Below are 21,917 nucleotides of genomic sequence, written 5' to 3' on the forward strand. Positions count from 1 at the left end.
GGCCCGACCCTTGTTCCCCCACCCGCCCCCCTCCCGAACCCCCCCCCCCGCGCGGGGGGGCCCGCGGCGGGCACCGGGGGCGGGGGTGACGCCGGTGCACCGGCGTCACCCCGCGGGTCAACGGTGCGGCGTCACTTCGCCAGGAAGGCGAGGAGTGCGGTGTTGACCTCCTCCGCGTGGGTCCACAGCAGGCCGTGCGGGGCGCCCTCGATCTCGACGTAGTCGGCGGACGGCAGGGCCTTGTGGAAGGGGCGTGCGGTGCCCTCGGCCGGCAGGATGCGGTCGGCGGTGCCGTGCAGGATCAGGGCGGGCACGTCGACGGCGGGGATGTCGGCGCGGAAGTCGGTGTACCAGGTCGCCGGCGCGGCGGACGCGGCGAAGGAGCCGCCGCGGGCGGCGGTGTTCCAGCTGTTGCGGACGGCCTCCTCGCTGATGCGGGTGCCGAGGTTCTCGTCGAGGTTGTAGAAGTCGTTGAAGAAGGCCGTGTAGTAGGCGTACCGGTCGGCCTTGACGGCGGCGACGACGCCGTCGAAGAACTCCTTCGGCGCGACGCCGTCGGGGTTGTCGTCGCTCTTGAGCAGGCAGGGCTCGAGCGAGGCCAGGAAGGCGACCTTGGCGACGCGGTCGGAACCGTACGTGGACACGTAACGGGCGACCTCGCCGGTGCCCATGGAGAACCCGACGAGGACGGCGTCCCGCAGGTCGAGGGTCTCCATCACGGTGTTCAGGTCGGCGGCGAAGGTGTCGTAGTCGTAGCCGGTGGTCGGCTGCGAGGACTGCCCGAAACCGCGGCGGTCGTACGTGATCACGCGGTGGCCGGCGTCGAGCAGCGCGGCGCTCTGGCGCTCCCAGGAGCGTCCGTCGAGCGGGAAGCCGTGGATGAGGACGACGGGCTGACCGGCGCCCTGGTCCTCGAAGTACAGCTCGACGGGGTTGGTGTTCTCCTGGCCCACGGTGATGTACGGCATGGGGATGCTTCCTCGATTCGGGTCGGCTGGTCCGCGCCTCGAAGCGGCGCGGCATGCCCGTCACGCTAGGACCGGACCCGCACCTCCTGTTGCCGTACCGCGCACCACTCCTTGCACGGGGGCGCAGAGGTCGCTCAGCCGCCGGTGGCCGTTCCGGTGTCGTCCTCGGCGAGCACGACCCGGGCCAGGTGGACCCTGGAGCGCACCGAGAGCTTGCGGAAGATCGACGCCAGATGGGTGTTGACCGTGTGCGGGGAGACGACGAGGGCCTCCGCGGCCGACCGGTTGGTGTGGCCCGCCGCGATCAGCCGGGCCACCTTGCGTTCCGAGGCCGTGAGCGCGTCCCAGCCCTGTCCGGGGCGCGGCCGGGGGCCTCCGGTGCGTCGGCCGGAGCGGCTCGTGGCCCGGTCCGGATCGGCCCGCACCCGGTCGGCCTCCGCGTCGGCCCCCGCCTGGGCGTAGATGTCGTGCGCCCTGGTCAGGGCGGGTGTGGCGGCGGGGTCGCCGGCCGCGAGCAGGGCGCGCCCGAGGTCGGCGGACGCGGCGGCGAGGGGCAGCGGCCGGGGGCCGGTGAGGAGGACGCGGACCGCTCGCTCCAGGAGTCCGTGGTCGGCGTTCACCAGGCCGGCCGCGTGGGCGGCCGTCCCTTGTGCGGTCGGCACGGAAGGGTTGCGGGTGGCGTGCTCCGCCGCCTGGACCGCGAGTTCCTCGGCCAGGTTCCGGTCCCCGCCGCGCAGGGCGATCCGCACGGCCTGGACGACATGGGGGCGCAGGAGGCGCCATCGGAGGAAGGGGTGGTCCCGCTGCGCGGCTCGGACCAGTTCGGCCGCTGCCGCGTGGTCGCCGTCGGCGTCGGCGACGACGGCCTCGAAGTACTGGTGCGTGGCGTGGTTGCCCGTGTTCGGCCGGTCGGCCACGGTCGCCCGCACGACGTCCAGGTGTTCCCGCGCGGCTTCGCGGTCGCCGCGCAGGAGCGCGAGCAGGCCGCGGTTGACGCGGATGTTGACCAGGTTGCCGGGCACGTGGAGGTCCGCTTCGAGCCGCTCGGCGGTGACGAGGTCGGCGTCCGCGTCGTCGAGCCGGCCGAGCCCCATGTTCAGGGTTCCCTGGGCCCAGATCAGCATGGCGGGGCGCAGGGGAGCGTCGCCGGCCGTCCGGAGCAGTCGCCGTACGGTGTCGAAGTCGTCCATGTGGATGCGGGCGACGGCCTCCTCGGGCAGGAAGGCCGTGTCGAACACGCTCAGCGCCGTGTGGTGTTCGACGGCGGCGGCGCAGTCGCCCGCGTTGAGGGCGATCTCGCCGAGCCCCCAGAGCGCGAGGACCCGGGCCTCCCGGTCACCGGACCGCGCCGCCTCGGCGAGCGCCCGTTCGGCGGTCTCGCGAGCGGCCCCGAGGTCGCTTCCGCGGGACCGGGCGAGGGCCTGCCGGGCGGTGAGCCGGGCGCGGATCACCGGGTCGGTGACGGCCGCGAGTGCCGCCGTCGAGCGTCGGGTCAGCTCGTGGACGTCGTCGAGGTGCCACAGCGTGTCGCCGAGTACGGACTGCAGCCGGGCGAAGACGTCCAGGGGCGGCTGCCGGGCGAGCAGCGTGTCGCCGGTGTCCCGTGCACGGGTGTACCGGCCCGCGCGGGTCAGCGCGACGATGGCCCGTTCTCCCACGTCGAACATCATGGGCGCATGGGGCGGTACGAGTTCCAGGGCGCGTACGGCCAGGTCGGCGGCGAGGTCGGGCATCACGGCGATCACGTCCGCGGCGGCCGTGCCGAGCAGCCCGATCGCCTCCTGGTCGCCGGGTTCGGCGCTCTTCAGCAGGTGCGGGACGGCGTCGGTGGAGCTCCGGCCCGCCGCGACGAGCCGGCTGGCGGCCTCGCGGTGGAGCGCCCGGCGTACGGAGGGGGCGAGATCGGCGTACACCGCCTGGCGGAGCAGGTCGTGGCGGAACAGGAGGCGGTCGCCGTCGTCGTGGAGGAGGGCGGCCGCGATCGCCTCGTCCACTTCGGCGCTGAGTCCGGAGGCGGGCCTGCCGCACAGGGCGGCGGCGTCCGCGAGCGAGAACGCGCGGCCGAGGACCGAGCCGATCCGCAGGAAGTGGAGGGTGTCCGGCCGGAGATCGGCCAGCCGGTCGCGTACACCGAGGACCAGCCGCTCCGGCGGCTGCGGCGTGTCCGCGCCCGGCGCCGCGATACCCGTGAGCATCTCGGCCGCGAGGAAGGGGTTGCCTCCCGCCCCGTCGAGGAGTTCCGCGACCCGCGTCGGCACGTCGCCGCCGAGGACGTCCCGTGCCAGTTCGGCCAGGGCCGTGTCGGACAGCGGCCGGAGGGGGAGGGTCGTCGTCCGCGGCCCCTGCCCGTACAGCTCGGGGTCGCTCCTGCCCGTGAGCAGCCAGAGGACCGGGGAGCTGAGCAGCCGTGCCGGCATGACGCTCAGGGCGAAGCGGCTCAGCGGGTCGGCCCAGGGGACGTCGTCGACCGCGATCACTACGGGCGTGCTCGCCGAACGTTCCTCGATCAGCTGGGCCAGTCGTTCGACGAGCCAGATGCGCTGGTCGTGACGGCCCGCGAGGTCGGCGAAGTCCGTGCTGGACAGCAGCGGGGGGTCGCCGTGCAGGAGACCGGAGGCCAGCGAGGCGAGCGGTGCCAGCTCGTGAAGTTCCTCGGCGCGTCCGTGGCTGACGAGGAACCCGTGAGCCCGCGCGATCGAGAGGGTCTCCCGCAGCAGTACGGTCTTCCCGATCCCGGGCTCGCCCAGGAGCAGCGCGATCGCTCCCCCCTCGCCGTCGCGCACCCCCTCGACCAGGGCGCGCAGCCGCTCCAGCTCGGCTTCGCGGCCCCGCAGCCCCGGCCGGCTCAGCGCCGTGCTCCCGGGCGCCTCCGTGCCTGCTCCGCGGGGCCCGTCGGTGCTCATCCCTTGACCGATCCGGCGAGCAGTCCCCGTGCGAAGTGCCGCCGGAGGGAGAAGAAGACGAGCAGCGGGACGGACGCCGCCACGAAGGCTCCTGCGGTGAGCCGCTGCCACTCGTTGCCGTACGTCCCGGCCAGGCTCGCCAGTCCGACGGTCATCGGCGCGGTCTCGGCCGACCCGCCCGACAGTGTCAGTGCTACGAGGAGGTCGTTCCACACCCAGATGAACTGGATGATGGCGAAGGAGACCAGGGCCGGGCGGGCCAGGGGCAGCACGATCCGGAGCAGCAGTGTCCCGTGCGACGCGCCGTCGACGCGGGCGGCCTCGATCAGTTCCCGGGGCAGGCCCGCCAGGACGTTGTGCAGGAGGAACACCGCGTACGGCAGCGCGAAGGCCGTGTGGGCGAACCAGATCTGGCCGAAACGGGCGGCACCGGTGAGGTTCCACGCGGGCAGGAACAGCCAGCCCTGGGAGAACAGCTTGAGGAGGGGGACGAGCGCCATCTGGAGCGGCACGACCTGGAGCGCGAAGACGCCGACGACGAGCGCGTCCCGACCCCGGAAGTCGATCCACGCCAGGGCGTAGGCCGCGAAGAGCGCCAGGACGAGCGGGAACAGCACCGAGGGCAGGGTGATGACGACGGAGTTGACGAAGTACTCCGCGAGCCGCCCCGACCCGTTCCCGCCGCCGGACAGCACCTCGCCGTAGTTGTCGAGCGTGAGATGCGGTGTACCGAACACGGTCCACCAGCCCGTCGTCTTGATCTCCTCCTCGGGGCGGAACGAGGAGAGCAGCAGACCGAGGGTCGGTGTCGTCCAGAGGACCGCGATCACCACGGCGATCGCCGTGAAGGCGCGGGAGGCCAGGCGCTCCCGTACGCCGTTCACGCCGCCCTCCGCTGTGCCCGGACCTGGTGGGCGACGAAGGGGGTGACGAGGACGAAGAGGAGCACGGCGAGCGCCGCACCGCGGCCCGTGTCGCCGTAGCGGAAGGCCTGGTCGTACATCTCGTGGGCGATGACGCCCGTGTCGAACTGTCCGCCGGTCATGGTCTTGACGATGTCGAAGGCCTTGAAGGTGCCGATCGCCTGGGCGAGGACGACGACGAGCAGGGTGGGCCGGATCGACGGCATGGTGATCCGCCAGAGGATCTGCCGGGGGGACGCGCCGTCGAGTCGGGCCGCCTCGGTCAGCTCGCCGGGGACGGCCCTGATCGCGCCGGCAAGGAGGACGGCCGCGAAGCCCGCCTGAGTCCACACCATCACCACGATGAGGAACAGGACGTTCCAGGGAGAGTCCACGAGCCATTGCCTGGGTTCGCCGCCGGACGCGACGACGAGCTGGTTGAGCAGCCCGATCTGCCCGGCCTCCGCGGGACGGTAGGCGTAGACGAACTTCCAGACGACGCCCGCGCCGACGAAGGAGATCGCCATCGGCATCAGGACGAGGGACAGCGCGAATGCTCTGAACCGCGACCGTACGACGGCCACCGCGTAGAGCAGGCCGACCGTGGTCGCAAGGAGCGGCACGAGCACCACCCACGCCAGGGTGTTGCGCAGCGCCACCAGCGCCCGGGGGTCGGTGGCCATCCACACGTAGTTGTCGAAGCCGGCCCACGCGTCTCCCCCGTTCTCCGTGAACGACAGCGCCAGGGTGCGCAGGCCGGGCAGGAGGAGACCCACCGTGAGCAGCAGCAGGGCGGGGGCCAGCAGGATCAGGGCCGCGGCCCTCCTCCGGACCGGCCCCCGGTGCAGCGCCAGCAGGATCAGGGCGACCACCGCCGCGAAGGCGGCGACGCCCTGGAGCAGGTACAGCAGCTTGGGCTGCTGGGCGACGGCGTCGAACGACATCAGCGGCTCGGCCAGGACCGTTCGATGGAGTCGGTGACCTGCCGGGTGCTCGCGCCGCCGATCCAGTCGACGGCTCCCTTCCAGAACGTCCCGGCGCCGACCGACGCGGGCATCAGGTCCGAACCGTCGAACCTGAACTGGGTCCCGGGGTCCTGGAGCAGCCGGATCGAGAGCCTGTCGACCGGGGTGGCGGCGTTCGCCGGATCCACGCCCTTGTTCGCCGAGACGAACGGGCCCTTCTTCATCCGCTCGTTCGCGAAGTCCGCGGAGGCCAGGTACTCCTGGAACGCCCGCACTTCGGGACGGTCGGCGAACACCGCGGTGAACACCCCACCGCCCAGTACGGGGCGGTGGGCCGGGTCGGCCCCCGGCAGCAGGAAGGCGTAGACGTCCTTGTCCGGTCCGATCTCCGTGCCCTTCGGCCAGAGGTCGGCATAGAACGAGGCCTGGCGGTGCATCGCGCAGTCGCCGGAGAGAACCGGTGTGCCGGCCTCCTGGAAGGAGATCGACGCCATCGAACGGGCGGGTCCGAAACCGCCGTTGGCGTACCGGTCGTTCCTGAGGACGGAGCCCACGGTGTCCATGGCCTTGATCACCCGCGGGTCGTTGAACGGGATCCTGTGGGTGACCCACTGGTCGTAGACGTCCGTGCCCTGCTGACGCAGCAGGACGTCCTCGATCCAGTCCGTCACGGGCCAGCCGGTCGCCTCGGCGGACTCGATTCCCGCGCACCACGGTGTGACGCCCGACGCCGCGACCTTCTCCGTCACGGCCATCAGCTCGGACCAGGTGCGGGGAACGCTCAGTCCCCTGTCGCGGAAGAACGTGGGCGAGTACCAGACGAACGACTTCACGTTCGCGACCAGCGGCGTGCCGTAGAGGGTGCCGTTCACGGTCGCGTAGCTGTTCCAGTCGGCCGTCCAGCCCTGCTTCGCGAGGGCCACGACCCCGGCGCTCGCGGGCTTGAGGTCCCCCGCCCGCGCGAAGCGTTCCAGGAGTCCGGGCTGAGGGAAGAACGCCACATCGGGCGCGCTCCCGCCGTCGACGCGGAGCTGGATCTGGGCCTCGAACTCCCCGTCGCCCTCGTACCGGACGTCGATTCCCGTGCAGTCCGCGAAGTCCGCCCAGGTCTCTTCGAACAGGTCGGCCTCCCGGTCCCGGTTCTCCGCGTAGACGGTGACCTTGGTGCCGGGGTGCTCGCCGTACCTGGCGTACGGCTCGCAGTCGACGGCGGTGTGCGACTGCGGACCACTTTCCCGCGGCACACCGCAGGCGGTGGCAAGGGCGGCGAGGGTGATGACGGCGAGCGTGAGCCTCGCGCCGAACCTCATGGGTGTATCTCCTCCGATCGCCCGCCGAGGTGTCCTCGGGGGGCGATCCGAAGCTACCAGCGCTCGAACAAAATCGACTAATCGTTCGATCCCGACCGGTCGGGTCAGTGGGCGGTGGACCGGGCCGCGTCCTGGATCAGCTCCGCCACGGCCTTGGGCTGGGCAAGCATGACGAGGTGTGAGGAGTCGACCTCGACGGTGGTCATGCCGGCGCGCTCGTAGCCGAAGCGCTCCACATCGGGGTTGATCGTGCGGTCGGAGGTGGCGACCAGGCCCCACGAGGGCTTGGTCTTCCAGGCCGCGACAGGCGCCGCCTCCGAGAAGGCACGTGCGGCCAGGGGGCGCTGGGAGACGGCGAGGACCGCGGCGAGGTCGGGGTCGACGTCCGCGGCGAAGAGGGCGGGGAACTTCTTGGTCTCCACCGAGACGTCGGTTCCGGTCTCGGTGGAGCCGGCCACCGGGAACGGGGTGTAGACGAGGGCGTCGGCGAGACCGGAGTCGGGGAAGCGGCCCTGCAGCTCGCCCAGGCTCTCGCCCTCCTCCAGCGCGTAGCCCGCGAGGTACACCAGTGCGCGGACGTTGTCCTCCGCGCCGGCGAGGGTGATGACGGCGCCGCCGTAGGAGTGCCCGACCAGGATCACGGGGCCTTCGACGGCGCGGACCACGGAGGCGATGTACGCGGCGTCGTCGACGAGGCTGCGGTTGGGGACCGCGGGGGCCACCACCTCCATGCCTGCGGCGGTCAGTTCGGGGATGACCCGGGCGAAGCTGGACGCGTCCGCGAAGGCGCCGTGGACCAGGACGACGGTGGGACGGGCGTGGCGGGACATGGGGGAACTCCTCGGTGTGTGACGGGGGATGGGACTGGGGAAGCGGGAGGTGCGGGGCGTGTGGTGCCTCACAGGCCGAAGCGGGCGCGCCTCGCCTCGGGCACCAGGTCGGTGTACTCGGGGTGCTTGCCGATCCAGCCCCGGACGAAGGGGCAGTACGGCAGGACCTGGAGCCCGCGCGCGCGGGCGTCGTCGAGGGCTCCACGGGCGAGCAGCCCGCCAAGCCCCTGGCCCGCGAACCGGCTGTCGATCTCGGTGTGGATGAAGGCGATCTCGCCCTCCGAGAGGTGGTACTCGGCGAAGCCCGCGGTCTCGGTGCCGTCGTCGCCGGCGAGGATCTCGTAACGGGACTTCTGGGGCTGGTCCTTCACCTGCGGTGCCATGGGTGCTCCTGTGCGGTCGTGGTGTGACGGGTGGGTGGGCGCGGGTCAGAGCGTGCGGCGCACGCCCGCCTGGCGTTCCAGGTTGCGGAGCTGGACCGACAGGTCGCCTTCCACGGCGAGGTGGGCGGGGCCGCTGCGGCCGATGGGCAGGACCTGCTCGCTGCGCATGTCCTCCAACATCAGGGCGAACGCCGTGTACATCGCCACCAGCGCCACCACGAGGCCGAGCGCGCCGGACGTGCGCGTCAGCCATTCGGCGCCGGTGACGCCAGCGAGGCCGGTGGTCGCCCAGCGGGGCAGGGAGACCGCGAGGACGAGCCACAGGGCGCGCTTGGGCCGGGTCACGGCGGTCATCAGGGCGCCGAAGCAGAGCAGCGCCAGGTTGAACACGCCGAGGACCTGGAGGCCGTCGGCCGCGCCGCTGAACATGACGAGCGCGTACGCCAGCCAGCTGCCGGCGAAGACCGCCATCAGCGTCGCCGCTATCACGTCACGGGCGCCGAAGGCCAGGACGCTCACGAGGAGTTGGAGGACGAAGGCCGGAAGCACGGTGAAGGCGACGGCGGCGCGGGCCGCCTCGTCGAACACCCCGAGCTGGAGGCAGCCCGTCATCACGGAGGCGATGGCGATCGTGAAGAACCCGAGCGGCATGGGGGAGGCGATGGGGTGCAGGTTGATCCGTGTCATCGACCGGAGGTCCGGTTCGAAGCGGCGTCCCGGCGGCGCGTCCGGCGAGGCCGCCGGGGTGTCGCCGCCGTCGGCGGCGGGGGAGGCTGCGGGCATCGGGGGATCTCTCTCTCAGTGGTCGAAGCAGGGGTCGACGAACGACGGCGCCGTGTCGGGGACGGAGCCGCGTGCGACGCGCCAGCGGCGGTGCTGCTCGGACTCGGCGGCAGCCTCGGCCACGGACGCCGCCTGGTGCGCACCGCTCGACTGGTAGCCGCCGAAGTGGGCCACCGGGCTCCATTCCGGGCTGACCGGCGGGACGGCCTCGTCGAGGCCCTCGTACTCCGCGGCCGCGTGGACGATGCGGCCGCCGACGACGGTGAGAACGGACTCGATGTCGGGGATGACGGCCTCGGGCACGGTGAGGTAGTCGTCGGACAGGATCGCGAGGTCGCCGTAGAAACCCTCGCGGAGGACGCCCTTGACGTCCTGCTCGCCGGTGAGTTCCGCCCCGCCCCGGGTGTAGAGGCCGAGGGCGGTCTCGCGGTCGATCAGGTTGCCTGCCGGGTAGAGGGCGGTGCCGCCGACGGTGCGGCCGGTGACCAGCCAGTGCAGTGCGACCCAGGGGTTGTAGGAGGAGACGCGGGTGGCGTCCGTTCCCGCGGCCACGGTCAGGCCCCGGTCGAGCATGGCCCGCACCGGCGGGGTGTGGGCGGCGGCCTCGGGGCCGTAGCGGTCACGGAAGGCGGTGCCCTGGAACGACATGCGGTTCTGCACGGACACCGCGCCGCCCAGGGCCGCGATCCGGTCCAGGCTGTCGGCCGAGACGGTCTCCGCGTGGTCGAAGAGCCAGCGGTTGCCGCCGGGGAAGAGTCCTTCGGCGGCGAGCTTCTCGAAGACGGCCAGGTCGCGTCGGATCGTCTCGTCGTAGGTCGCGTGGAGCCGGAAGCCCCAGCCGTTGTCCATCAGCAGCCGGACCGCCTGCTCGAACCCGTCCTCGTAGCCTGCGGCGAGTTCGGGCCGGGGTTCGGAGAAGTTCTCGAAGTCGGCGGCGGCCCAGGTCAGGTTCTCCCCCGCGCCGTTGAGCCGGAGCCACTCGTCGCCGTCCCCGGGCTTGACCATCTCGGTCCACCGCTTCAGGTCCGCGAGCTCCTGGCCGGCCGTCTGCGGGAACAGGTGGTAGGCGATCCGGAGAGTCAGCTCACCCGACCGGGCGAGGTCCATGACGGTGGCGTAGTTGTCGGGGAAGTTCTGGAAGCCGCCGGCGGCGTCGACCGCCGAGGTCAGTCCGAAGCGGTTCAGCTCACGCAGGAAGTGGCGCGTCGAGGTCCGCTTGTCCGTCTCGTCGAGGGCCGGCGCCTTGGCCAGCGTCGAGTACAGGATCAGGGCGCTCGGCGCGGCGAGGAGCACGCCGTTGGGTTCGCCGTCCCGGCCCCGGACGATCTGCCCGCCGCGCGGGTCGGGGGTCTCCCGGGTGAATCCGGCGGCCCGCACGGCGGCCCGGTTCATCAGCGCCGACTGGTAGAGGTGCAGGACGAAGACGGGGGTGTCGGGGGCGGCGGCGTTCAGCTCCGCGACCGTCGGCATCCGGCGCTCGGCGAACTGCTCGGCGGTCCAGCCGCCCACCACGCGGATCCACTGCCCCTTCGGCGTGCGGCCGGCCTGCTCCCGCAGCATCGCGAGGGCCTGGCGGAGGCTGCGGACGCCGTCCCAGCGCAGTTCCAGGACGTAGTTCAGGCCGCCCCGGATGACGTGCAGGTGGGAGTCGTTGAGGCCGGGGATCACCCGGCGGCCGAGGGCGTCGACGACCTTCGTCGCCGGGCCGACGAGGTGGGCGAGGTCGTGGTCGTCGCCGAGGGCCGCGACCCGGCCGTCGCGGATCGCGACGGCACGGGCCTCGGGGCGGTCGGGGTCACCGGTGTAGACCTTGGCGTTACGGACGAGGAGGTCGGCCTGCGCCTGTTCCCGCCCGGGGGCGGGGACGAGGCCCGCGACCGGCATGCTCGTCGACGGGCCGTGCACCGGAGGTCCTCCGGTCGGCTGCCCGGTCGGCTGCCCGGTCGGCTGCCCGCTCATGCGAGGGCCTCGCGGAGGGTGTCGGTGGCGAGGCGGATGGCGAGTTCCGCGGCCCGCGTCTCGCGCAGCGCGTTCAGCATGACGAAGTCGTGGATGGCTCCCTGCACGCGCAGGGCCGTGACGGGGACGCCGGCGGCACGGAGCTTCGCCGCGTACGCCTCGCCCTCGTCGCGCAGCACATCCGCCTCGGCCGTGATCACCAGCGCCGGCGGCAGACCGGTCAGCTGCTCGGTGGTGGCGCGCAGCGGCGACGCGGTGATCTGGGCCCGCTCGGCGTCCTCGGTCGTGTACTGGTCCCAGAACCACTTCATGGCGTCACGGCGCAGGAAGTAGCCCTCGGCGAAGGCGTGGTACGAGTCGGTGTCGAAGCTCGCGTCGGTCACCGGGTAGAAGAGGACCTGGTGGGCGATGCGGACGTCGCCGCGCCGCTTGGCCATCAGGGTCAGGGCCGCGGTCATGTTGCCGCCGACCGAGTCGCCCGCGACCGCGAGCCGTGTGCCGTCGAGGTCCTTGTGGTGACCCTCGCGGGCGACCCACTGGGCAACGGTGTAGTTCTGCTCGATCGCGACGGGGTAGCGGGCCTCGGGCGACAGGTCGTACTCGGGAAAGACGACCGCAGCGCCCGTACCGACGGCGAGTTCACGGACGAGCCGGTCGTGCGTGTGGGCGTTGCCGAAGACCCAGCCAGCTCCATGGACGTAGAGGACGACGGGAAGCGGGCCGGCGGCACCGCGCGGGCGGACGATCCGGGCACGGACGTCGCCGGTCGGGCCACCGTGGACGGTGACCCACTCCTCGTCGACGGCGGGCAGCGCGACGCCCTCACCGCTCTGGACACCGTCCACGGCCTTGCGGCCTTCGGCGACGGGGATCTGGTACAGGAACGGCGGCTCGGCGGTGGCATCGGCGAACGCCTGGGCGGCGGGCTCGAGAATCGGCCGGTTCGGCATGAGGGGTTCTCCTTCGAAGGGGGTACGGGGCAGGGTCAACGGGTCGCGCGCGCGGCGGCGAGGATCACGTGGGTGACCACGGCCGGCCGGGAGACGGCCACGGCGTGCGACGCGTCCACCTCGGTGATGTGCGAGCCGGCGCGCCGGGCCATCCACCACTCGGCCGCCGGCGGGATGTTCTTGTCGGCGGTGGCGATCAGCGCCCAGGACGGGATCGTCCGCCAGGCCGCTTCCCCGGCCTTCTCCTCCAGGGCGGCGGTGGCGACCGGGCGCTGGGTCGCGGCCATGACCGCCGCGTCGGCGGCGGGGACGTCTGCGGCGAACTGCTCGTGGAACTTGGCCCGTTCGATGACGAGTTCGGTGCCGGTGCCACCGCCGGGCAGCGGGTACGACCGCGGGTTCACCGCGTCACCGAGGGTGGAGCCGGGGAACCTGGCGGCGAGTTCGGCCGCGCTCTCGCCCTTGTCCGGGGTGAACGCGGCGATGTAGACGAGAGCCTTCACCCGGCTGTCGCCCAGCGCGGCACCGCTGATGACCGCCCCGCCGTAGGAGTGGCCGACCAGGACCACGGGTCCCTCGACGGCGGCCAGCACGCTGCGGAGGTAGGCGGTGTCCGCGGCGAGACCGCGCAGCGGGTTGGCCGGGGCCAGGACGGGGTAGCCGGCGCGCTGCAGCCGCCTGATCGTGCCGCTCCAGCTGGAGGCGTCGGCGAACGCCCCGTGGACCAGGACGATCGTGGGCTTGGGACCGTGCCGGTCGGTGTCGGTGTCGGTCTCGGCGGCGGCCGGGCCGCTCGCGGGGCGGGCGGATCCGGCGGGTGCGGCACCCAGCAGGGAGGCCACCGCGGCCGGCAGGGCCAGGGCGAGGGCGAGGGTGCGTCTCGTGGGATGCATGGGGGTTTCCTTGTCGGGTGGTGAAGCGTTCGGGGGCGCTCGGGCGGGTGCGCCGGTCCGGCGGTAGGGGCGTCGCCTCAGAGGTCGTACGCCTCCGAGAGCAACGGTGGCCGGGCGGATGAGCCCGGTCTCCGTCAGGCCGGTGAGTACGCAGCCGACGTCGCTTCGAGGCTCGTCGACGACGGGCTCGGCGGGGCCTCGGTGGTCGTCCCCGTGGAGCGCGGCTCCGGCGGCGTCTCGATGCGGCGCTCCACCGTAGGTACCGCGAGACCGCCGCACGTGCCGCGCGTTCCGTGAGACCGACGCTCGCGACCAGGCCGACGGAGTCCGGGCCGAGGTCCGCGGTGCGCGGGCGCAGTCCGACGTCGGCGAGGACCTCGTCGCAGACGAGGTCGGTGCCGACGTCGTACGTGTCCATCAGCCGCGCACCAAGGGGGTGTCGACGAGGTGTTCGGCGAGGAACCAGACCTGTGCCTCGCCGGTGCGGATGACTTCGGAGACGAGGAGGTCGGTGGTGCCCTCGTCGCCTTCCCCGGAGATCCGGGCGGCGGCGTCGCGGGCGTCGATCAGGATGCGCTCGTGCGCGTCGAGGAGCCGCGACAGCATGACCGGCACCGGCTCGACGCCGTCCGGCGGACGGGGGATCGCGGTCAGTTCCGCGACGTGGCGCGGGTCTCCGACGGCGACACCGCCCAGGCTCTGGACCCGCTCGGCCAGCGCGTCCACGATGGCCAGCTGGGCCTCGGCGTGCTTGTCCAGCATCAGGTGGAGCGAGTAGAAGGTCGCCCCGCGCATGAGCCAGTGGTGCTTCTTGTAGAGGGAGTACAGGATCTGCGTGTCGGCGAGTACGCGGTTCAGCCGCTGGCACGCGTACATGCGGGTGTCGTGCCCCAGACCGATCGGCAACTGCTTGAGCGTGCCGAACGCCTGCGTCTCGGCGCCCTTCTGGTGCAGCAGCGGCTGACCGCCGCCGTGCGAAGTCGTGAGGGTGTCCATCGAATGCTCCTGTTCGGGAGAGAAGGCGGGAAGGACCCGGCCGCCCGGTCGGGGGGAACGCGGGCGGCCGGACCCGGTCTGCGCGGCCTGCGCTCAGCGCTCGCCGAGGGCTTCCGTCCGGGTCGTCGGGGTGGTGGTCCGGTGCAGGACGAGCCGGGTGAGGAGTCCGCTGCCGAGACCGGCCGCAAGCGCCACGGCGGCCCACCACACCGGATACGGCGTGAGACCGAGGACCGCGTCGAGAGACCACGCCCCGGGGCCGGTCGCGGCGAGGGCGGCGGCGGTGACGACGAGGACCAGCGGATACTCATAGCCGTCGTTCTGCACCCAGAGCCCGTGACGCCACTTCACCGTCAGCGCGACCGTCATCACCCCGATGACACCGGTCACCGCGAGAGGAGTCAGAAGGCCGGCCGCGAGCAGCAGCCCGGATCCGATCTGACCACCGCCCGCAGCCAGGGCGGTCAGGGCACCGCCGCGGAAGCCGTCCGCGCGGAACTCCTCCGTACCGCCCTCAAGCCCCCTGCCGCCCAGGTGCGAACTGACCTTCTGCACCCCGTGACCGGCGACGAGCAGGCCCACCAGCAGACGCAGAACCAGAATGCCGGTGTCCACGGACGTCAGCCGGCCGCGTGCGCGCCGATGACGCTCTGCGCGTACACGACACCCAGGCCGTACGCGCCCGCGTGCGCCTTGACGATCTCCATGACCGCGCCGTACGTGTCCTGGCGCGCCCAGTCGCGCTGCAGCTCCAGAAGGACCTGCACCCAGGTCACCGGCACCGCACCCGCGGCGAGCATCCGCTGCAGCGCGTGTTCGTGCGCGGCCGGGCTGACGCCACCGGAGGCGTCGGAGACCACATACACCTCATACCCCTGCTCAAGCGCCGAGAGCGCGGGCAGCACCAGGCAGACCTCGGTCCACAGACCGGCCAGGACGATCTTCTTGCGGCCGGTCGCCTTCACCGCCGCCACCAGCGCCTCGTCCTCCCAGGCGTTCATCGTCGTACGGTCGATGACCTCCTGCTTCGGGAACACCTCCGCCAGCTGCGGCAGCAGCGGCCCGGAGAACGACTCGGCGGCCACCGTCGTCAGCACGGCCGGCACACCGAACGCCCGCGCCGCCTTCGCCAGACCCACCGTATTGTTGATGATCGCCGCCCGGTCACCACTGCCCGTACCGAAGAACATCTGCGGCTGGTGGTCCACGAACAGCATCACCGAGTTGTCCGGCGTCAGCAGATCCTTGCTCGGCGCGGCCTGCACCTTGTCTATGTCGAACATGAGGGGGTCCTCTCGCAGCGGTCGGTAGATGCCCACCGCACTCCCGCGGCCCGGCACACCTTCACGCTACGAGCGGCCCGACCGGCCGTGTTGACCTTCGGCGCCCAGGGGTTGACACGACAGCGCACAACCGGTCAGGGACGGAATCCGCGCGGGGTCACGGGCGCGCACGCGCGAGGCCGAGGTACGTGCGGTGCCGCCCGGTCCGGTCACGCCAGGCGGCTCAGGGCCGCCGACACCAGGGTCTGGACGCCTGGCACGAGCACGGAGAGGTCGGGGGCGAACAGGGGGCTGTGGTTGCCCGGCACGTTGCCGAACTTCTCGGCCAGGTCCCTGCCGGGCGCCGCCTCCCACACGTCGGCCGGAGTCGAGGTGACGTACCAGTAGTCGTACGGGACGCCGCCGGGTACGAGGAGGGAGAAGTCCTCGCTGCCCATCGCCGGTCCGAAGTCGAACACCGTCTCGGCGCCGAAGAGTGCGCGGTGCACGGCCGCGATCTGTCCGTCGAGTACGACGTCGTTGACGGTGTTCGGGTAGCCGGGCCGTACCGTGACCTCGGGCGGCTCCGGGCAGCCGGCGGTCCGGCACTCGCCCGCGACGATGCGGCGGACGGCGCCGAGGACCCGGTCGCGTACGTGCGCGTCCTGGGTGCGCAGGTTCAGGGAGAGCCGGGCGTCGGCGGGGATGATGTTGTGCTTCGTACCGGCATGGAACCGGCCCACCGTCAGCACCACCGAGTGCGCCGCCGCGACCTCCCGTGACACCACCGTCTGCAGGCGGGTGACGATGTAGGCGGCTGTCACGACCGGGTCGATCGTCGACTCGGGACGTGAGCCGTGGCCGCCCACGCCGTGCACGACGACGTCGATGTCGTCGGAGGCCGACATGGTCAGGCCCGGGGTGTGCGGGTGGAACCCGGCGGGACCGGGCGCCACGTGCTGGCCGAGCAGCACGTCGGGGCGGGGGAAGCGGCTGTGCAGTCCACCGGCGACCATGGCGGCCGCGCCGCCGCCGGACTCCTCGGCGGGCTGCCCGATGACGACCAGCGTGCCGGACCAGGTGTCGCGGGCGGCGGCCAGTGCCTCGGCGGCGCCGGCGAGCCAGGTGACGTGGAGGTCGTGGCCGCAGGCGTGCATGACTCCGTCGACGGTGGAGGCGTACTCCAGGCCGGTGGCCTCCTGGACCGGCAGCGCGTCCATGTCGCCCCGCAGCCAGACGACCGGGCCGTCGCCGTTGACGAGGACACCGACGACACCGGTGCCGGCGACCCCTTCCGCCACGTCATAGCCGGCCGCGCGCAGGCACGCGGCGAGCTTCGCCGCGGTGCGGTGCTCCTGGAAGGCGAGCTCGGGATGGCGGTGCAGGTCGCGGTAGAACTCCTCCAGTGCGGCGGGCTTCAGACCGGCGGTGATCTGCCGGGTGCGGTCGGCCACGGCGGTCGGCTCGTTCATGCTGCTGACTCCTTCATCCCGAGCGTCTTCTCGGACGTCACCTCAGGCTTCTTCTCGAACGCCGGCACGCTCGCGAGCAGGCGGCGTGTGTAGGGGTTCCTCGGCGCGCGGTACACGTCCCGCACCGGTCCCTGTTCCACGATCTCCCCCTGGCGCAGGACCGCGACCTCGTCGCTGACATGGCGGACGACGGCCAGGTCGTGGGAGATGAAGACCATCGTCAGATCCAGCGAACGCCGCAGCTCCTCAAGCAGGTTGAGCACCTCGGCCTGCACCGAGGCGTCGAGCGCCGAGGTGATCTCGTCGGCGATCACCACCTCGGGTTCCACGGCCAGGGCGCGGGCGACCGCGATGCGCTGGCGCTGGCCGCCGGAGAACTCGTGCGGGTACCTGGCCGCGGCCGAGTCGTCCAGCGCGACGGTCTCCAGCCACCGCCCGACCGTCGCCGCGTGCTTCCTCGCGTCGGCCCGCACCGGGTCGACGGCCTCGGCTATGGCCTCACCGACCGTCATGCGCGGGTTGAGCGAGGCGTACGGGTCCTGGGAGACGAGCTGTACCCGGCGGCGTACGGCGACGAGCTCCCTCCCCCGGAGGCCCGTGAGGTCCTCTCCGCCGAGAGTGACGCGGCCGGTACGGACGGGGTGGACGCCCACGATCGCCTTGGCGATCGTCGACTTCCCCGATCCGGACTCGCCGACCAGGCCGAGCGTCTGCCCGGCCCTGACCCCGGTGGACACGCCGTGCAGCACCGTCCTGGTGCGCCGGCCGTGCCCGAAGGTGACGGTCAGGTCCTCGACGGCCAGCTTGTAGGGGGACGTGGTGGTCATGCGGGCTGCACCTCCTGGCGTACGGCGTGGCAGGCGACGGCGTCGGCCATCGGCGGGCGTTCGGTCCCGCAGAGGCCGTCGAGCACCACCGGGCAGCGGTCGGCGAAGGCGCAGCCGGCCGGGCGGTCGGCGGGTGCCGGCGGGCGGCCCGGGATCGTCGCGAGCGGTGCGCGCGCCGCGACGGCGTCCGTGCCCGTATCCGTGCCCGTACTCGTATCCGTGCCCGTGTCCGTGTCCTGGAGGCGCGGGCTCGCGGCAAGCAGGGCCTTCGTGTAGGGATGCCTGGCGCGGCCCGCCCGCAGGTCGGCCGCGGACAGTTCCTCCACCACCCGGCCGGCGTACATCACCACGACCCGATGGCAGACCGTGCCGATCACCCCGATGTCGTGGGAGATGAAGAGCATGCTCGTGCCACGGGTGCTGTTGATGTCCTTCAGGAGGTCGAGCACCTCGGCCTGGACGGTCACGTCGAGGGCGGTGGTGGGTTCGTCGGCGACGATCAGCCGCGGACCGGGCAGGATCGCGGCGGCGATCATCGCGCGCTGCCGCATGCCGCCGGACAGCTCGTGCGGGTACTGCTTCACGACCCTGGCCGGGTTCTCGATCCGTACCTGCTCCAGGGCCTCGACGGCACGCCCACGCGCTTCCCCTCCGCGCACGCCCTGGTGCACGCGGAGCGTCTCGGTCAGCTGACCGCCCACCTTGAGGGCCGGGTTGAAGGAGGCCGAGGGGTCCTGGAAGACGATGCCGATCTCGGTGGCCAGCCGCCGGGGGTCGATCGCGGAGCCGGTCAGGTCGAGGTCGTCCAGGGTCAGCTCCGCCGCGTACGCGGTCAGCCCCTCCGGCAGGAGCCGGGCCACGCTCATCGCCGTCAGCGACTTTCCGGAGCCGGACTCCCCCACGAGGCCGAGGATCTCGCCGGGCATGACGTGCAAGGAGACGTCGTCGACGAGACGGGTACCGTCCGGCAGGGCGACGACGAGGCCGTCCACCGTCACCAGGGCGTCCACGGGCGCCCGGTGGGAGCTCGCGGAGACGTCGACGGCCGGGCGCCTCGTCCTGGCCTTCGTTCCGCCGGTACGAGGGTCGAGTGCCGTGGCGAGGCCGTCGCCGACGAAGCCCGCGAGAACGCCGGTGACGGTGATGGCGACCGCCGGGCCGATCGCCTCCGCCGGGTTGGTGTAGAGCGCCTCCAGGCCGGAGTTGAGCAGCGCCCCCCAGTCGTAGGCCGGCGACTGCACGCCGATGCCCAGGAAGGACAGGCCGGACAGTGCGACGAGTACGTTCGCGAAGGCCACCGAGAGCAGGACGAGCAGCGGCCCGGAGATGTTGGGCAGCAGGTGGCGGGCGAGCAGACGGGAGGGCGGTACGCCCATCAGGCGGGCCTGCGTCACGAAGTCGCGCCGGGCGACCGAGGCCGCCATGTTGGCGGTGAGGCGGGCGAACGCGGGTGCGCCGCCCAGGCCGATCGCGAGGACCGATGCGGTGGGCCCTGTCCCGAGGACCGTGGCGATCACCAGGGCCAGGATGAGCGCCGGGTAGGAGATCATCACGTCGATCAGCCGCAGGCCGAGCTCGCGTACGCGCCGGCCCGAGACCCAGACGACGGTGCCGAGCAGGCTGCCCGCGACGGCGGCGAGCGCGGTCGCGGCGAGCGTCATCTCCAGGGTGAGGCGGGTGGCGACCAGGGTGCGGGCCAGTACGTCGCGGCCGAGGGCGTCGGTGCCGAGCCAGTGTGCGGCGGACGGGTGCGCGCGGGCGGAGCCGCCGAGCGCGGTCGCCCGCTCCTCCCACAGGAAGGGGGCGACGACGCCGAGAAGGGCGATCAGGCCGAGGCCGGTGAGGGCCACGACGAGGGGGGCGTTCCACCGTACGCGTCGCATCAGTGGCCTCCCTTTCCGGCGAGGGTGCGCGGGTCGAGCAGCGCGAGGACGACGTCGACGAGCAGGTTGAGCAGGGCCGCGAGCAGGCCGAGGACCAGGACGCAGCCCTGGATCACGGGGTGGTCGCGGACGAGGAGCGCCTCGACGACGCGTTGGCCGATGCCCGGCCAGGCGAAGACGGACTCGACGACGACCGTGCCTCCGAGCAGGCCCGCGAGGATCAGTCCACCGAGGGTGAGCGTGGCGGTCAGCAGGTTGGGCAGGGCGTGGCGGGCGTACAGGCGCAGGGGTGGCAGGCGGCGGCCCCGCGCCGTGCGCATGTAGTCCTGGGCGAGGACGTGTGCGGCCTCGCTGCGCACGATGCGGGCCATGACGCAGGTCCCGGGCAGGACCAGCGCGGCGATGGGGAGCACCATCGACGTCACCGTCTCGGCGCCCGCCGCCGGGAGCCAGCCCAGTCCGATCGCGAAGCCGAGGACGAGGAGCGTTCCGATGATGTACTCGGGTGTGGCGCCGACCAGGCCGGTGACGAAGGTGAACGATCCGTCGGTGCGCCGGCTGCCGCGTGCGGCGACGGCGAGGCCGATCGGCACGGCGAGCAGCAGCACCGCCAGGACGGAGAGGAACGCGATCTCGGCGGTGAAGGGCAGTCGGCCGCCGATGATCTCGGCGACGGGTTCCTTCGTCTGGAAGGAGGTGCCCAGGTCGCCGCTGAGCAGGCCGCTCGCGTACGTGCCGAACTGCGTGGACAGCGGTTGGTCGAGCCCCAGTTCGTGGCGGGCCCGCTCCACGTCGGCGGGCGTCGCGTCGGCGCCCGCGACCACGCGCGCCGGGTCGCCGGGGATGAGGTGCACCATCAGGAACGTGCCGACGACGAGCGTGATCGCGACGGCGGCGAGCCCGACGAGTCGCCGGAGGAGGAAGCCGCCCCAGGGGCCGGGCGCCGTCGTGCGCCCCGCCCCCACGGCCGTCCTGCCGGCCGGTGTCGTCGTCGCCATCAGCCGGTGACCCGGAGCGTGGAGACGGTCAGGGATCCGGCCGGCATGGCGAACGACACGCCCTTGCGGGCGACGTAGTGCACGTTGACCGTGGCGAGCGGGATCACGTCGTCGGCCTTGAGCAGGGCTTCCTGCGCCTTCTGCCAGGCCGCGCACTTGGCGTTCCGGTCGGTGGTGGCGGTGGCCTTGACGTAGTTCTCCGCGAACGCCGTGTTCTTCACCGCGCCGTAGTTCTGGCCGCCGCCGGCCGGTTCGGGGCCCAGGAGGTAGGCGCCGCCGCGCGCGAGGAGCCCGCTGATCAGCGGGAAGACGGTGACGTCCCAGTCGCCCTGGTTGGCGGTGACGTCGGTGGCCCAGGTGGCGTTGTCGGCGTTGGTGAGCTTCACGTCGGCGCCGGCGGTGCGCAGGGCTTCGGCGACGTAGGAGTTGCCCGCGCCGCCCGCGACGGCGTTGGACCCCTCCAGCTTGATCGACACTCCTGCGAGGGTCTTCTTCGCGGCGGCCGGGTCCGTCGTGGTCAGCAGGGAGGTGTCGGTGGAGACGCAGGCGGACGTGTCGTCCACGTACGACGTCATGGGCCGGCCCGCGCCGCCGAAGACCTTGTTGAAGGCGGTGGCGCTGACCGCCTGCGCGACCGCGTTGCGGACCTTCGGGTCGGCGCCCGGGTGCCCGGGGCGTTGGTTGAAGGCGATGTAGTTGCGGATGAACGGCGCCGACCTGATGACGTACCCGGCGTCGCCGGTGAACCGCGTGACGTCCGTGCCGGTGATCGGGGCCAGGTCGAGGGCGCCGGTCTGCAACTGGTTGGCGAGGGTCGACTCGTTCCTCGCGATCTGGATCCGCAGCGTGTCGGCCGGCTTCCCCGCGGGCAGCGAGGCGAAGCGCGGATACGCGTCGAAGCCCTTGCGCAGCCTGAGTTCGTACGAGGCGCCGCGCCGCGCCGTCGCCATCTCGTACGGGCCGGAGGCCGCTCCCGCGACGGCGCCCTGGGCGAGTGCGGCGGTGCCCGCGTCGAGACCGGCCTTGCAGATGATCCCGGCACCGGTGCCGGAGAGGCCGCTGAGGACCTCGCCCCACGGGGTGGCGGTGGTGATGGAGACGGTGCCGGCCGCGTCGTCGCCCGTGATCGTCGTCTTCTCGCCGGCGTTCGCGGCGCCGAAGGTGAGCAGGGCTCCCGCCGAGGTCTTCCGGTAGCGCTGCAGCGAGGCGACGACCTGCGAGGCGGTGAGGGAGGAGCCGTCGGAGCAGGTCAGGCCCTTCTTCAGGGTGAGGGTCGTCTTCGTGGGCGTCGACGTCCAGGTCTCGGCCAGACCGGCGACGAACACGCCGCCGTCGTCCTGGCCGATCAACGGCTGGTACAGCAGGGACGTCATCACGTAGTCCGTGCCGCCCGCGCCCTTCGCCGGGTCGAAGGAGGTGACGTCGGAGGTGACACCGATCCTGATGGTCCCCCCGCTCTTGGCGCCGCTCGACGAGGGGCCGACCGCGGAGCCGGTGGTGCAGGCGGAGGCCAGGAGGGACGTGGCGGCGACCGTGACGGCGCCGGAGAGAAATCGCGAACGGTGCATGGAGGACTCCCCGGGACGGAGGACTGAGGGCGGGGGGGCGGCGCTGCGGTGTGATGCGGCATACA

At 72.6% G+C, this 21,917-nt stretch carries 19 protein-coding genes; all 19 read right to left on the bottom strand.

Features of this window, described 5'->3' with window-relative positions:
• Nucleotides 1-131 precede the first annotated feature (131 nt).
• Nucleotides 132-968 carry an alpha/beta hydrolase gene (locus tag ACIA8N_RS35260; RefSeq protein ID WP_365779794.1) on the bottom strand — a complete coding sequence of 279 codons (837 nt, stop codon included), beginning with the start codon at nucleotides 966-968 and terminating at the stop codon, nucleotides 132-134.
• A gap of 134 nt (nucleotides 969-1,102) precedes the next feature.
• Nucleotides 1,103-3,871 (bottom strand): AAA family ATPase, encoded by a 2,769-nt coding sequence (locus ACIA8N_RS35265; protein WP_365779792.1) that lies wholly within the window; start codon nucleotides 3,869-3,871, stop codon nucleotides 1,103-1,105.
• On the bottom strand, nucleotides 3,868-4,755 hold the full coding sequence (locus ACIA8N_RS35270) for a carbohydrate ABC transporter permease (RefSeq protein ID WP_365779790.1): 888 nt from the start codon (nucleotides 4,753-4,755) through the stop codon (nucleotides 3,868-3,870). Before ACIA8N_RS35270 ends, ACIA8N_RS35265 begins: the two co-directional genes overlap by 4 nt.
• A complete protein-coding gene (locus ACIA8N_RS35275; RefSeq protein WP_365779788.1) occupies nucleotides 4,752-5,717 on the bottom strand; it encodes a sugar ABC transporter permease in 966 nt (321 codons plus the stop codon). Before ACIA8N_RS35275 ends, ACIA8N_RS35270 begins: the two co-directional genes overlap by 4 nt.
• A complete protein-coding gene (locus ACIA8N_RS35280; RefSeq protein ID WP_365779786.1) occupies nucleotides 5,717-7,048 on the bottom strand; it encodes an extracellular solute-binding protein in 1,332 nt (443 codons plus the stop codon). Before ACIA8N_RS35280 ends, ACIA8N_RS35275 begins: the two co-directional genes overlap by 1 nt.
• A gap of 104 nt (nucleotides 7,049-7,152) precedes the next feature.
• Nucleotides 7,153-7,878, bottom strand: coding sequence for an alpha/beta hydrolase (locus tag ACIA8N_RS35285; RefSeq protein WP_365779784.1), 726 nt, complete (start codon nucleotides 7,876-7,878; stop codon nucleotides 7,153-7,155).
• A 68-nt stretch (nucleotides 7,879-7,946) separates the two neighbouring features.
• Complete coding sequence (locus ACIA8N_RS35290) at nucleotides 7,947-8,261, bottom strand: GNAT family N-acetyltransferase (protein WP_365779782.1); 315 nt, start codon at nucleotides 8,259-8,261, stop codon at nucleotides 7,947-7,949.
• A 45-nt stretch (nucleotides 8,262-8,306) separates the two neighbouring features.
• Nucleotides 8,307-9,044 (bottom strand): GPR1/FUN34/YaaH family transporter, encoded by a 738-nt coding sequence (locus ACIA8N_RS35295; RefSeq protein ID WP_365779780.1) that lies wholly within the window; start codon nucleotides 9,042-9,044, stop codon nucleotides 8,307-8,309.
• A 15-nt stretch (nucleotides 9,045-9,059) separates the two neighbouring features.
• Nucleotides 9,060-10,928 carry an amidohydrolase gene (locus tag ACIA8N_RS35300; protein WP_365780128.1) on the bottom strand — a complete coding sequence of 623 codons (1,869 nt, stop codon included), beginning with the start codon at nucleotides 10,926-10,928 and terminating at the stop codon, nucleotides 9,060-9,062.
• A gap of 71 nt (nucleotides 10,929-10,999) precedes the next feature.
• Complete coding sequence (locus ACIA8N_RS35305) at nucleotides 11,000-11,953, bottom strand: alpha/beta hydrolase (protein WP_365779778.1); 954 nt, start codon at nucleotides 11,951-11,953, stop codon at nucleotides 11,000-11,002.
• Between the two features lie 35 nt (nucleotides 11,954-11,988).
• Nucleotides 11,989-12,846, bottom strand: a complete 858-nt coding sequence (locus ACIA8N_RS35310; protein WP_365779776.1) for an alpha/beta hydrolase — start codon at nucleotides 12,844-12,846, stop codon at nucleotides 11,989-11,991.
• A gap of 417 nt (nucleotides 12,847-13,263) precedes the next feature.
• Nucleotides 13,264-13,842: a DNA starvation/stationary phase protection protein gene (locus tag ACIA8N_RS35315; RefSeq protein WP_365779774.1), complete on the bottom strand. Its 579-nt coding sequence runs from the start codon at nucleotides 13,840-13,842 to the stop codon at nucleotides 13,264-13,266.
• A 93-nt stretch (nucleotides 13,843-13,935) separates the two neighbouring features.
• Nucleotides 13,936-14,457 carry a DoxX family membrane protein gene (locus ACIA8N_RS35320; RefSeq protein ID WP_365779772.1) on the bottom strand — a complete coding sequence of 174 codons (522 nt, stop codon included), beginning with the start codon at nucleotides 14,455-14,457 and terminating at the stop codon, nucleotides 13,936-13,938.
• Between the two features lie 5 nt (nucleotides 14,458-14,462).
• The gene (locus ACIA8N_RS35325; protein WP_365779770.1) at nucleotides 14,463-15,125 is read right to left on the bottom strand and encodes a hydrolase; all 663 of its coding nucleotides are present in this window, start codon (nucleotides 15,123-15,125) and stop codon (nucleotides 14,463-14,465) included.
• Between the two features lie 209 nt (nucleotides 15,126-15,334).
• Nucleotides 15,335-16,576: an amidohydrolase gene (locus ACIA8N_RS35330; protein ID WP_365779768.1), complete on the bottom strand. Its 1,242-nt coding sequence runs from the start codon at nucleotides 16,574-16,576 to the stop codon at nucleotides 15,335-15,337.
• Nucleotides 16,573-17,403 carry an ATP-binding cassette domain-containing protein gene (locus ACIA8N_RS35335; protein WP_365779766.1) on the bottom strand — a complete coding sequence of 277 codons (831 nt, stop codon included), beginning with the start codon at nucleotides 17,401-17,403 and terminating at the stop codon, nucleotides 16,573-16,575. Before ACIA8N_RS35335 ends, ACIA8N_RS35330 begins: the two co-directional genes overlap by 4 nt.
• A complete protein-coding gene (locus ACIA8N_RS35340; protein ID WP_365779764.1) occupies nucleotides 17,400-19,286 on the bottom strand; it encodes a dipeptide/oligopeptide/nickel ABC transporter permease/ATP-binding protein in 1,887 nt (628 codons plus the stop codon). Before ACIA8N_RS35340 ends, ACIA8N_RS35335 begins: the two co-directional genes overlap by 4 nt.
• Nucleotides 19,286-20,284, bottom strand: coding sequence for an ABC transporter permease (locus ACIA8N_RS35345; RefSeq protein WP_365779762.1), 999 nt, complete (start codon nucleotides 20,282-20,284; stop codon nucleotides 19,286-19,288). Before ACIA8N_RS35345 ends, ACIA8N_RS35340 begins: the two co-directional genes overlap by 1 nt.
• On the bottom strand, nucleotides 20,284-21,852 hold the full coding sequence (locus tag ACIA8N_RS35350; protein WP_365779760.1) for an ABC transporter substrate-binding protein: 1,569 nt from the start codon (nucleotides 21,850-21,852) through the stop codon (nucleotides 20,284-20,286). The genes ACIA8N_RS35345 and ACIA8N_RS35350 overlap by 1 nt, the downstream gene beginning before the upstream one ends.
• Nucleotides 21,853-21,917: the final 65 nt, after the last annotated feature.

Origin of the sequence: Streptomyces sp. NPDC051822 (assembly GCF_044452745.1) — a bacterium.
Taxonomy (GTDB): domain Bacteria; phylum Actinomycetota; class Actinomycetes; order Streptomycetales; family Streptomycetaceae; genus Streptomyces.